Source organism: Bacillus sp. 3103sda1, from assembly GCF_024159135.1.
Lineage (GTDB): Bacteria > Bacillota > Bacilli > Bacillales > Bacillaceae_G > Bacillus_A > Bacillus_A rhizoplanae.
In genome coordinates, this window is the sequence record NZ_JAMYWS010000001.1 from 2,425,777 (window position 1) to 2,439,018 (window position 13,242).

Annotated in this window: 11 protein-coding genes and 1 pseudogene; 3 read left to right on the forward strand and 9 right to left on the reverse strand. The window is 33.4% G+C overall.

The genetic code is table 11. The annotated features are described in order from the left end of the window. The first annotated feature begins 918 nt into the window (after nt 1-918). Nucleotides 919-1,542, forward strand: a complete 624-nt coding sequence (gene cdaS, locus NKR74_RS12020; RefSeq protein WP_253629687.1) for a sporulation-specific diadenylate cyclase CdaS — start codon at nt 919-921, stop codon at nt 1,540-1,542. Nucleotides 1,543-1,932: 390 nt separating this feature from the next. Here cdaS and NKR74_RS12025 read toward each other — a convergent pair whose 3' ends face one another. Together NKR74_RS12025 and NKR74_RS12030 are read right to left on the reverse strand one after the other, a co-directional pair. Beyond that, complete coding sequence (locus NKR74_RS12025; protein ID WP_309247653.1) at nt 1,933-2,826, reverse strand: MFS transporter; 894 nt, start codon at nt 2,824-2,826, stop codon at nt 1,933-1,935. Between the two features lie 500 nt (nt 2,827-3,326). Beyond that, entirely contained in the window at nt 3,327-3,662 is a 336-nt protein-coding gene (locus NKR74_RS12030; RefSeq protein ID WP_253629689.1) for a zinc-ribbon domain-containing protein, read from the reverse strand. A gap of 1,181 nt (nt 3,663-4,843) precedes the next feature. On the opposite strand from NKR74_RS12030, the gene NKR74_RS12035 reads away from it, so the two are divergent. Together NKR74_RS12035 and NKR74_RS12040 are read left to right on the forward strand one after the other, a co-directional pair. Further along, entirely contained in the window at nt 4,844-5,089 is a 246-nt protein-coding gene (locus NKR74_RS12035) for a hypothetical protein (protein WP_253629690.1), read from the forward strand. Nucleotides 5,090-5,180: 91 nt separating this feature from the next. Further along, complete coding sequence (locus NKR74_RS12040) at nt 5,181-5,591, forward strand: hypothetical protein (RefSeq protein ID WP_253629691.1); 411 nt, start codon at nt 5,181-5,183, stop codon at nt 5,589-5,591. Between the two features lie 559 nt (nt 5,592-6,150). Here the strand turns inward: NKR74_RS12040 and NKR74_RS12045 are convergent. From NKR74_RS12045 to NKR74_RS12075, 7 genes and pseudogenes are all read right to left on the reverse strand, one after another. Further along, complete coding sequence (locus tag NKR74_RS12045) at nt 6,151-6,552, reverse strand: DUF6157 family protein (protein WP_253629692.1); 402 nt, start codon at nt 6,550-6,552, stop codon at nt 6,151-6,153. 149 nt (nt 6,553-6,701) lie between these two features. Further along, complete coding sequence (locus NKR74_RS12050; RefSeq protein WP_253629693.1) at nt 6,702-7,214, reverse strand: DUF6141 family protein; 513 nt, start codon at nt 7,212-7,214, stop codon at nt 6,702-6,704. Nucleotides 7,215-7,467: 253 nt separating this feature from the next. Further along, the gene (locus tag NKR74_RS12055) at nt 7,468-9,270 is read right to left on the reverse strand and encodes a DUF4365 domain-containing protein (protein ID WP_253629694.1); all 1,803 of its coding nucleotides are present in this window, start codon (nt 9,268-9,270) and stop codon (nt 7,468-7,470) included. Between the two features lie 891 nt (nt 9,271-10,161). Beyond that, nucleotides 10,162-10,740, reverse strand: coding sequence for a dihydrofolate reductase family protein (locus NKR74_RS12060; protein WP_253629695.1), 579 nt, complete (start codon nt 10,738-10,740; stop codon nt 10,162-10,164). 314 nt (nt 10,741-11,054) lie between these two features. Beyond that, entirely contained in the window at nt 11,055-11,570 is a 516-nt protein-coding gene (locus NKR74_RS12065; protein ID WP_253629696.1) for a DinB family protein, read from the reverse strand. Between the two features lie 264 nt (nt 11,571-11,834). After that, a pseudogene (locus tag NKR74_RS12070) lies at nt 11,835-11,951 on the reverse strand (transcriptional regulator); the annotation flags it as partial. Between the two features lie 149 nt (nt 11,952-12,100). After that, on the reverse strand, nt 12,101-12,571 hold the full coding sequence (locus tag NKR74_RS12075) for a DinB family protein (RefSeq protein ID WP_253629697.1): 471 nt from the start codon (nt 12,569-12,571) through the stop codon (nt 12,101-12,103). Nucleotides 12,572-13,242 lie beyond the last annotated feature (671 nt).

Genomic DNA, 13,242 nt, shown 5'->3' on the forward strand with positions numbered 1-13,242 from the left:
AAATCAATCTGTTCTTTTTGGCTGTCTGAAAAGATTTGAATCCTATCATAGAACGTACTCGCTTTTTAATGAAGCGAGTAGAATTAACATGACGATACTGATGGCTTTCACAGGTGCCGCCTTCACTTTTAGAGTAATCATTATAGTGTTATTATAAATACACATGAACTTTTTATACTTAATCGAAACTTGGTTCATTCTAAAAATACTTATTAATGAGGAAAAGTTAATTATATTAATGAGGGAAAGGAGATATGACATTGAAATTTAATGGACTTGATGAAACAGATCAATAATTCATAAGTTTTGAAGCAGACTTTAAAAGGCACATCGAAATCAAAAGATTATTTCTAGACGAAAATATCTAATTTAATCAAATATATAAAATATATCCAAGTACTTCCCCATGAAGCTCTTAAGCAAAAAGAGATACTAAAAAATTGTCACCTAGAAGAAAAGGTCAGCTTCCGATGATTAAAATTATTAAATCATAACATATTGTATATAAAATTAATGGAAATCAAGTAGACATCCCGATCCAAAATCATGCTCCTAAATCTCTTCCTGTCTCTTTCTTATATGCCTCTCCTCCTTTAATGCTGGCCGCGATTACTTCAACCTCATTGAATGATTCGGTTAAAATTAACAAGTTATATTAACCGAATAACTTACTGATACTATCTTCAACTACACTAAATTGAACAAGAATGGAACCCACAAGATATGATTTGAAGATCCCTGGATACTTCCTGCCAAGTCCCTCCTTGTTAAGAAGTATGAATTAGTGAAGATAGGATATAGGCATTTAGGTATCACCATACCTAAAAAAGAAGATGTGTTGCTTAGAAATTTACCGTTCGATGATGCTAATTCAAGCAACTACACACTATCATAAATAACAAGTGGAGGTATATGCACATGAAGCATACAGATTGCGATTTTTCACCTATGAAACAACGGATTGCAGAAAATATACAACAAATTATCCAAGCACTTCAACATAACTTAAACATGCTGGGAAATGAAAATTATTGCACACTAGGCAACCTTCAAGAGATTAAGGGAAATTTTTTACATACTCAATCAATAGCCGCTTCTTTTTATCTAAATTGTTATTTATCATCTTATACTGACACGTACAAAGACTTATCTAGCTGTGTTCAACATCTATCTGAACAGGGGCATGGCGCTTTGATTGTTGTCGAACGTCGCGACCCACTTGATGCCATCATTCAAAAAGGAACAATGGTAGGAGCTGCTGTAACTTCAACTCTATTGGAGTCCATATTTTATCCTGGAAATCCTCTTCATGACGGTGCTGTTTTAATCCGGGCTAATGAAATTGTTTCAGCAGCGAACGTTCTTCCTTTAACGATAAAAGATCTAGGGAAAAAGAAAGTAGGGACACGGCATCGTGCCGCGCTGGGAGTAACGGAACAAAGCGATGCTCTTGCACTAGTTGTATCTGAGGAGACACGAGCGATTTCCTTTGCCTTAAATGGGAAGCTCTATCCAATTGTTGCCCAGCCACTCTTTACATGAAAAGAACACTCTCATTAGAATCTTGCTTCTCGCTCTTTAATATTAAGTAATGTTTAACGATTGTTGCCACGAATTTAAAGAAACTGACAAGCTAGATATGGAAGAAACATATTCAACTTGAAACTTGCCCTATACACGACAATACCCCCATTCAAGTCTCTCAATGAAATGGGGGTGCCGATAATCTGAAGAAATCTATCCATTCACTTTATTATAAAGACGGGCGTTGGCGATTTAAATTTGCCATCTCAATAGTCGAAACAGCAGCCTCCCAACCCTTGTTTCTGGCTTTTGTGCCGGAACGCTCAGTCGTTTCCGTTGTCAATTTCTCGGTTTTATAAACGAGGAATTAGGATTTCCTTTACATTGTAAATTCATATTTTCTCGGCTCTATCCAATTGTATTATGAACATTCATTTTCTCGTTTTTTGTTTTAAGTAAAACAAAAGATAGTCCAGCCGAAATACAAATAAGTATAGCTCCAAATATATAAACCATTCTGATACCCAGGTATTCAGCTATAAGGGCAATTATAAAAATAGAAAGACTCGAAATCGTTGATAGCAGCACGCTACGAGATGCATATACTTTTGGAAGTAATGACACCTCTATATTTGTTTGAAATGCAGTTTGCTGTGCTACATCCCGTATTTGATATGCCGGCCCCATGGCAATACAGAGTATAAGTGATAAGACAGGAATACTACTAAGCCCATATAACAAAGTAAGAATGCTAAATAAAAAAGATCCTGCTACCATACTGAGTATAAGATTTTTTTGAATCTTTTTCGCTAGATATATTGTTATAAACCCTCCTACAATTGTACCGATATAATAACTAGCGTTAATGTAACCCCACCATTGCTCTCCTTTGTGAAGTACTTCCTTTACATAAACCAATGTAATCGCACCAACCCATATTTGACCTGCAATCCCTTCAATTACATCCATTAACGTAACCAATCGCAAGGTTGAGTTACTCCAAAGGTAAATCCACCCTTCCTTCATAAGGGTCCATTTGGATGCCTCATGATTTTGTGTTATCTGATCATAAAAAGAGCGAATTGCTATATACAAACAAACGATAGAAATCCATAACATGACAGCCGTTATTAGTAAAGTAGGAATATGTCCTATTTTTACGACAATAAGTCCTGTCAGAGTATAACCGCCAATTTGTACCGCTTGATTAGAAATACTTAACAAGCTATTAGCTTTCACGAGCTCTTCCTTTAAAACAATTTGGGGAACTATAGAATTTTCCGTAGTCTTTTCAGAATAAATTAGTTAAAAATAAAAGACTACATACTATACGCGAAAGAGTATAAAACAGAGGAATTATATAAGGGATTAATTAGTTTTGGAGGAGGACATAGCCCATAGCGGGAGGCGTATCCGCAGATGTGAAGCATCGAGGACCTTAAAAATAAGAATAATCAACTAAACAAAGGATTATAAATTTAATAAAATAATCAGCTGTCTAGAAAACTATTAGACGATACAATACAATATGAAATATAATTATAATGCCAGTGCATCTTTTTTGTTAATGTGGGTACGCTTTCGAGCAGTAACTCTTATAGAATTTTCGGAGCATTGGCGTACATAGAAAAAAAAGACTCCTTCAAATGTAGATTTGAAATATAGTCGCGATGTTTACAAGAAAGACGCGAAGTTTTGAATAAAGTTGCGACGTTTATAAAAAAGATGGGATGCTTTATCCCTTTAATCAAAGAATTCTAAATGGGTTACCGTCAGGAAAATGGCTTTTCCTGACGGTAACCCTACTTGATAAAACAAATTATTATAAAGTTTAATAAAACATTGATTATCCCAGAAACCATTCCGATAATAGCAAATACTTTGCTAGCACCTATCACTTTTTTATTTAAACCCAATATTGAAAATACAATAGCTATAATTCCAACAATCCCCCACAAGTTAATAAACCAACATATTAATCCAGTTATAAAACTAACTAAAGAGAAAATTTCGATACCATTATTTGAATTACTCATAACATTTTCCTTAACTATTTTATGACTAAAAACCTCCCCACAATGTCCACAAAACCTATTGCTATCATTATTTTCATTTCCGCATTTAGTACAATATTTCATAAAATGCGCCCCTCTCATACAATTACATTCTAATTAATCTAAGTCTTATTTTTATTATGTTTATGAACAATGTATAAAATTTAATGTTAACTGTAACTTTAAAATAAAGTTTGATTAAAAATATCGTGTTAACCCGTATTCTACGGTAAATAAAAAGAATCCATTTTGAAAAAGATTGATCAAAATGGATTCTTCTCCAGCAGATTTAAGTTTGGTTTTATAAAAAAGTTTAATCATTTTCTACCTGTATTGCTCCACAATCGCGCCCTTTAATGGAATAACGAAAATTAGAACAACAGATATGAATCAGCTTATTTTTTCTGGAACTAACGCACCCGTTAGCTGAAGAAGGCAAAATGACTTTAGTAACTAATTTTGAACTTTCTCCTATAATTTCTAGTATAGAAACGAAATAATTCGCCAAGTCTTGGACTGATATTGTTTATATTGTTCACCAAATAGTGTAACAAGATTTCTCTCTTCAATTTTTATACGATACGAATACGCAAGGAAAAATAAAAAGATATTTATGATAATGGCAATGGTAAGCGGAATGTAACCCTTTGTATATAGGGAATTTAAAAAAAGAACTATAAACGTATACGGATTCAAGTGGTAAAAAAAGCGAATTAGCAAATTATTTACACGACGGAGTTATTGAAAAATGGAGGAAAGAGTATTGGTCTAATTTCTTTACCCCATATTTAAATAAAACGTCAGATTGGCAAAATGAAAGAGAATATAGGCTCTTATTACATAGTTCTTTAAATACATTTGATAAACCCCAAAATAGAAAATTAAAATATAAGTTTGAGGACCTAGAAGCAATTATTTTTGGTATGAAAACTTCCATAGAGGACCAAATTATAGTCATAAACATTATTAGAAATAAATGTAAGGAAAATAATAGGGATAACTTTAATTTTTATAAAGCTAACATCATTGACGGAGAGATGCAGATTAAAAAGTTAAAGATACCAATCCGCTAATATTAGTATTAAATTTTAATTTCCAAACTTAGGTGTTTTCAGTAAATTGAAAACACCTTTAAATTTGCATTATACATTTTGTATTAAACAAAAACTCAGCATAGCTGAGTTATATTATTAATCTATTCAATTCTCTTTTTTGAATGTATGAGACTAGTAAGTAAAAAAGTAGAAAAATTCAGAAGTGACAATATGTATCAGCTTGGCGGAAAAATGGCTGAGGGTGTGGATCTTGTATTAGCTTCCTTCAAGGGCTATGAACCAGCTGGAAACGGTGCATTGGCAGCTGGATCTTTAACTCTTGCACCCGTTACTTTAAGTACAATACTTCACAATCTTCTACATAAATCAAACAATAAAAGGCGATGCCTTATAAGCATTGCCTCTATTCCTTACTCATATAAATCCTTCTGCCATAAACATATCATCCCAAAATAAGATTTGAAAAAATGTACTTTTAACTAAATACACTTGTCCACACTATTTAACTATTATTTCATAATCTGTGTATAGAAGGAGGTGATTTTATATGCCAAGACCACATTTCAACTCTGCTAGTGCAACAGGACCAAACAGCGACGGATCACTAGACATTAATTTTAAATTTAGTGGATTAGGGGCTAACGTTACCATCACAGTAACAGCCTCGGCTAGTGCATCTGCTGTTTATGCGTGCCGAAATAAAGGTGGGAATTTTCCTTCCGACCCCAAAAAAACAGACGAAACTGGAACTGTAATGGCTTCAGGTGATTTTACCTCTGGTAAAAATGGATCATTTCAAGGGTTACTTCAACTCGATCCACCGCCATCAGATTTAACTTGCCCAGGGGGGCAAAGAAGAGTGTTAGTATCCGTAACGTACTCTAATGTTACTCTTACTGGAGGTGGAGATACATTTCATATACCTGGAACTTTCACTAGAACCTTTTTTAATATCTAGGTAGACAGAGGACTTTAATAAAAAGCTGCTGTGCACCACAAATGGTTCCAGTTTGTGGTGCTAACTCAATAAATGACATAGAAAGTTTTGTTTAAGATGAAAATTACTTTTTATATCAACTGAAGAAAGGTTCCTGCTGATTCATCAAATCTTGAAGGATTTTTATGTTTTATTTCATTAACAATATCTGCGATTATCTTCTTGGAGTAATTATCTAAACGAGATACTACTTTAATGTACTCTTCAAGAGTCGGAGGATGATTTAATATTCGTTTTGTAAAAAGACAATAAAGTTATTTAATTTTAAAACCTAAAACAAGCATAACCCCGTTCTAAATTTAGGACGGGGTTAAAATATAGTTGTTTAATTTTCGATATAAGATACTTCACTGTACTTAAAAATATAACAATAAAGTCGTTTAAAAATCTAAGTTTTATTCAACAATAGCGCCCGATTGTGGAAGATTGAAAATGCGAAAGAGCTGCAAAAATATCCTCTAAGTTATTTTACTAACGCACCGTTTACTTTAATAAAGGATATTTATAATAAGATACTGTTTTATTTTCTTTTCGAACGCATACCTTTTAATTTAGTAATCTTATCTTGATTAAGCAATTGGTTATATATTTCACTCTTAACATCATAAATGGAAATTTCCCCTTGATCGTTATAGTGTATTCCCCAACCATAATTTTTCACTAAAGGAGAAGCTCTGAAGCAAGCCATAGATTTTGAAAAAAATTGTTTTCGCAGTTCATCTGTATTTTCTTCTTCTATTTGATTTTTGATTAAATAAGTTTTAAATTGCACATCTTCTTGTGTAAATTTATAAGGATTATTCTTAATTAAATCATATTCAATAGAAGCAATAGTAGGTTTTCCGTTTCTGGTGACAGGTACTATGGCAGAAGTAGCTTTTGAATCCTCTGAAATGGTAATAAGTGTGTTCTTGTAACTCATATAACAACCTCCTTAGTAAACCAATTTTCCATAAAGATATATAATATTTACAATTATACAAATATCTAGAAAGTAGATTTCCAAGTTTGGGAATCTACTTCAAAAAAGTTCTTCAACAAAAGCGCCCGTTTGTTGAAGATTAATTTTCATTATGCTTTTTGTGCCGAGTCCAATGCTTTTTTTAATTCGTCCGGTTTTTGAGTGCCGATTACCACTGTGTTATATTTCAACTTTAACTCTATACCTTTCTTTCCATTCATGTTATAGGCTTTTTCACCCTTAAGGTTAAAACGAATTCCCCATCCTCCAAATCGTTTTAGTGGACTGTAAGTAATGCATTCATAGTGACGTATATTTTTGAAAAGGTACTGCTTATATTGAAAATGAAAAGGAACAAAACGAACATAAAGACCTTTTTCACGGACCTCAATGATCAGTTTCAATACCCCAAGCATTAATACAGGAAAGGCAATCCCAAAAAACAACCACAAAACAATTAATACACCATTGGGAGCTGGTTTATCTCCAAACGGGGTATCAAGGATAATTTGTTGAATGAGTCCATACCACATCAATGTGGCGATCCCCAATATGAGTATCCATACCCAAATTTGTTGTGGTCGCTGAACCTCACGAAAGATAACGTGTTCTTGTTGTTTCATTAATGATTGTCACCTCCTAAATGGTTTATTTATTTGATTTAATTTCAAGATATTTTCTTCAACAATCTGGCCCTATTGTCTCTTTTATATTCTGTATTAATTCATCGGATGTTTCCTGAAGATCATTTTTTAAAGAACATGTGAAATTCTCGATTGTAAACAAATCATCCTCTCCCTCTCTTTACTGATTTTCAGTACGTTTCATCATTTCATGCAAATAAAAAACTCAATTTAGAAACGAAATCTACAACCTTTAAACGGCACCAATCGATATGCAAAGATGTTCATAGAGTTTGTATATCGGAAACTCCTTATATCGTTCCTGATTGTCACTTTCAAACTGCCCAAATAATATTTTTGATTCAAGAGCACTACCTAACAATACGCTTGTACAAAACTGCATCTCTATATTTTCCGCATTCTTCTGCTTAATTGTAAATAGTTGCTTGCTATCTTCCTCAGAAATAACACCTTCTCTTCGTAGTTTGATCTGAAGTTGATTAATGAAAACAATCGCATCTGTTATGTATTCCCCTGCATACTTACTATACAGATGCTCTGCTAATTCAAGCCATTCCACGTCCTCTGTTAGATCGAATGCGGTCACACACAACAAACAAAAATGATTTGTATAGTTTGCTAGTTCTGGGTTTTCAAATGGATCTATGCGATTAAACGACTCTTTGATCACTTCTTTCTTTACATTTGCCCCAAATGCCAACCCTGACGAATTTAATAATACATAAGGCGTATAATATGAGATTGCATCATCAAAAGCGACATGTGTTCGCCCGTCTATAATCTGTTCTGAAAATGCATTTGTTAATTTTGGCGTTGCTGATGGATTATAGAATAAGATGATTTTAATGGAACCAATATTAAATACTACAAATTTTGCTTCTTTAGGATTTTCAATTTTGAAATTCGATATATCATCCTCTTGTATCATCTTATTAAATGCCCTAATTTGATCAACAAATCGATTAATATTCGTACCTTCTTCTCCAAATGGAGTCTCCTCATTAATTTCTAATTGTTGATAGATTTCCTTCAAAGTCAAAAACGTAGCATGCAGATTCTTAAAGGCCCTTTGAGTCTCATCACGTTTCTTCATTGTCCCAATATCGAACGTTAACTTTAATTCTTCAAATGTGATGGTATTTCCAGAAAAAATATGTAGTAGCAACGGTAATACTTTTAGCTGACTCGCTAGCGAGTGCAACTTTATAATTTTAAAATTGAATTTTGTAGATCCTTTTTCATATGAAATTTCCAAAGAACCTTCAACTAGTAGGATAACTTTATTAAACTCTTCTGTTACCTTTACTTGTAATTCATATGTAGACCCATCTATCATTACATTTTCCTGCATTTCAAGTAAAAGAGTCTCTATGCGACCTTGATTAAGCGGGACTGAGAGTTCACCACGTATACCATACATAGTAAAATCATGCTCGAATATATTTCTTGTCGGTGTTTTGGTAGGATTGTATGTTAAACTTGTTAATTCAAATGAATGATATTCCTCTCGACTAAAGGGACTTTTTTCAATAAGAATGATTGATTGTTTTTTTGATTCAGCCAAGAACATGCTACATACACTCGTTAAATCCGTTTCACTTAGAGCTCTCAACTCAATGCGTCTTTGTTTTTGACCTTTTTCTTCTCCATACTTTTTAAGAACTTCGTTGATTTCAGTAGGTAACAGTTGTTTGTAGAAAATCTTTGAGTCCCCATTTCTTTTTATTTCAACCACAAAAAATACTACACCATGACTGTTATAGTAATTTTGGTAATGATCCAAACCAATTGAAAATGTTCGAATTCCCCTAGTAAACTCTTTTACTTCCGTTCCTTTTACTTGTACTGGCACTTTACCAATTAGTGATCCTACAGATTCTGAATGATCTTTAAAAACTTCAATATCACCGTCAAACGATATTCCTTTATCTCCTACTGGAATATTCGCTCTAAGTAGAGCATCTGGTTTATTCGCAAGCACATTTATTGCTTCTACAGCTAACCTTTCTAATTTTGTACTAGACAACTTTGCCATTTCCACACCTCTGTTATTATATATTTATATAATTATATCAAGCGGAACCCCACATAATCTATTTAACAATAAAAAAATTCAGAATTATCACCGGAAATGTCAGCAATTTTTTCTTAAACCGATTTGCTTTTCAAAAGTTTTTTAACCTGTAAAAGTCAGTTGCAGTATATAGTAAACTCATTCCATCTATAGATTCAATTTCATATCGTTTATTTTCTTCTAAATCATCAGGCAGATAAAATTCCGAATACTTATATAAATCGAATGTTTGCCATGGAACTGCATCAGTGACAACAAATTTATCTTTACGGACAGGACAAAGTTCTACAAACAGATTCCTAACTGAGATATGTATTATTTTTTACTGCCTACATTCTATCAAGAATGATTATTCCCACTAAGGATTTTGGCAAGTAGATTCAATCTTTCCAAACTATTTAACTTAAGTAAGGTATCCTAAACTAAAAAAAGACGCTATGTCTGGCGTCTTTTTTTAGTTCTGGCTCTCAAATGGAATATTATTTTACTTTTAATTGTATTATTTGAAGTTAGTTGTTGCTTTAAAATAAAGTTTGATCAAATTGATACTAATAATCTTGATAAACAATCATAGAAAAGAGCGTGTTTTGAAAAAAAGATTGATCAAAACACGCTCTTAATATTTTCAGTTGGTTCATTCTTTTATAAAAAAGTTTGATCATTTCCTAACTATATTGCTCCACAATCGCGCCCGATTGCTGAAGATCGTTTCAAAGACCTTATTAAAGTAAAGCCCTCTTTACTTTAATAAGCATACAAAATTATCAAACTCCTTTATAAATCATCCTTCATAATTGTGGAATTCATTTTGATCAATTTTTCCGAAAAGATTACTCTTGCTTCCAATAGCTATCATTTGATGATCTCATACCTCATCAGTATTGAACCACTTGTTTCGTAAAGCTTGGTGGATATCAATTTCAAGTCGTGACGTGATTTAATGTTTTCGAAGTAGCCTCTGCCACTTCCCAATATGACCGGATGAATGATGATTCGTAGTTCATCTAGTAATCCAGCATTAATCAAACTCTGAACAAGACCTGCGCTCGCGGAAACAATGATATCACCATTGATTTCTCTTTTCAACTTCTTTACTTTCGTCATTACATCAGAGTTAAGCAGAGAAATTGTATCATCGTAGTCCCCCCAGTGAACTTCCGTAAACTCACTATTATTTGTTGCTACAAACTTTTGAGTCTTATTCATAGCGTTAGCCCAATCTCCCTCTTGAAACGGCCAATAACCTGCAAAACCCTCATATGTGACTCGACCCATCAAGATTGCTTCAGCCTTCTGGAACATCTCTAAAGCATCATTTGTGGCATCCATGATGCCAGGCATCGCCCAGCTTACCATGTTACTTTCTTCGCCTTTCGGTCCCGTAAAAATACCGTCCAATGTGTTGCTCACGTTTGCAATTATTTTTCCCATATATCCTCCTCGAATATTTTTATGACCTTGCAATATTGGTAAATTACCCGATGCTAAATTTTTTTAAAAAAACATTTTCTGATTAACTTCGATTTACTTACGAATAATCCTTTTGTAGCTTTGAAAAAAGTTTGATTAAATTAACTCTATAAATCTTGATAAAATAGTAAATAGAAAAAGCGTGTTTTGAAAAAAAGATTGATCAAAACACGCTTTAAATATATTCAATTAAACCATTCGTTTATAAGTAAGTTTGATCATTTCTTGATCCTTGTGCCATTAAAGCGCCCGATTGTGAAATTGGCAAAGGCAGTCTAATTATCGAATAGCCCTCTTCCTCTCAGATTTGCGGAAACAGGCTCCTTTCCTATTTCACGTGCCCATATAGATAACTGGCCGATATGGTGGATTTCGTGGACAATGACATGACGTATGATCTCTCCGTGTGTACATTCAATGACTCGGCGCCTGATTGGTGCGTCTCTAGAGCTAATCGGTTCTTCATTGAAATCAGTTTCTGAAAGTTTCCGAGAATCCATTTCATTTGTCCAAGATGTCACAAATGGCTTCACTTTCTCGTGGTATTGAGCTGAAAGATTTTTCACTTTTTGTAAGCTAGCATAATCTTCAAACAATGGCTCCTCAGGCACTGGTTCACCTCGCAAACCTAAGATCCACATATATTCCACATCTACAATGTGAAATAGGGTATGTAGGATACTGCCGAACCCACCGACCCGTTTCTTTAATAGTTCTTCATCCGGTATGTCTTCGTACAATGTAAACCAATCATCACGAACGTGCCAGTTATATTGAAACAGTTTCAACATCACAACAACCTCCATCTTTTAGATTAACATTTAATATTCACCAAAAGACTTCAAAATCCTTATTTAAATAATAACTCTAAAAAAACCTGTTAAAATCCTCTACAAACTGGCCCTTTAATTGAACATTCCAGATGAAGTTAAAGGGTCAAAAGAAAAACCCTATTATACAGGGTTTTATCAAACTTTGTTTTAAATTATCAATCTTTTTTATAAATTATCGAACTTTATTATAAATCAACATTAGTAATTAATAAAAACAAAAATCTATTGTATAGGACCTAATAACCCCATAATTTCTTCAGCTTTTGGATATTTAATGCTGTAGTAAATTTCTAAACCCTGGCGGTCACCTTTTAAAACCTTTCCTCTCATTTTAGATAATAGAAGAAACCAACACATTTTGAAAAAAGATTAATCAAAATAGATTATTTTCCAGTAGATTTAAGTTTGGTTTTTATAAAAAAGTTTGATCCTTTCTATCTATGTTGTTTCACAATCGCGCCCTTTAATGGAATAACTAGAACGTTCAGTCAACGATTTGATGGCCATGACCCCTGTATTTTCCTTAATTGAATAATTTGACCTGTATGATAAGCATCATGAAGCATGATGTCCAGTAATTTCCCCTCAAGTGAATTTTGCTCAAGCTCTTTTTCGGAAATTGCACTCAATACCTGTCTTAAATTACTTTGAGCGTTTTCAGAACGTTCAACGACTTTCTTCCATTCCTTATCATCATTAGATTGATTGGTAAGATAAAAGGTTTCATCACCGTCGAGATTATGTGTCCATTCACGGCCTTCCAAGTTTGCAGCAAGTCTCTCTTTGTAATAAATGAGATGATTAACGTTCTCCCAAATGGTTTTAGTTGCCTCTCCAGATGGTTTCCAGATAGCCTGTTCGGCTGTAAGTCCTTCTATAGCATGTTTAAACGGTGCATACCAACTTTCTTTATCGAATGTTGAATCTAGCACGTTTAAAAGCAAGTCAATTCGTTTCAAAGTAATCTCCTCCCTAAATAGTTAGAGTTTCAAAAAAATCCTTATAACTCTGTTGAGATTCTACATTTTTAAATATACATCCTGCTTTTTAACTACCCTCCTAATCTTATTCCACAATATGGCCCGATTGTTGAATAACATGACTGGCGTTTTTTAAACAACTTTATTATGTTTTAAACGACTTTATTGTAAATTAAACAACTTTATTATCTCTGTACAAGAGGGTCTTTTTTTATGCCTTTTATTCCAATGATAGTGCTAACAACTAGAACTAGGCAATAGAATAAAAAGTGAGTTATAATAATAATGCCAATACATCTCTTTTTTTAATGTGGGTACGCTTTCGAGCAGTAACTCTTAAAAGAGTTTTGGAGCATTGGCGTACATAAAAAAAAGACTCCTTCAAAAAGGGGTCTTTTTTTCTATGTTTCTTACTTATCATAAGAAAATAGGTTCGTTTACAATGAATATAGACAAAGGTTTTTATTGGTAGTAAACTCATTATCCCAGTAAATTAGTTAAACAGATAAGAGATTTATCTAAGGTGTGCAGAGCCTTGTACCCACAAGTAGTGGAGTGCCCCAATTGCATATAAGAGGTCTAGGATATATAATGCTAGCCCCAATCCAGTTATGGTCGGAAACACCTTAAAAGGTCACTGCACACACTCA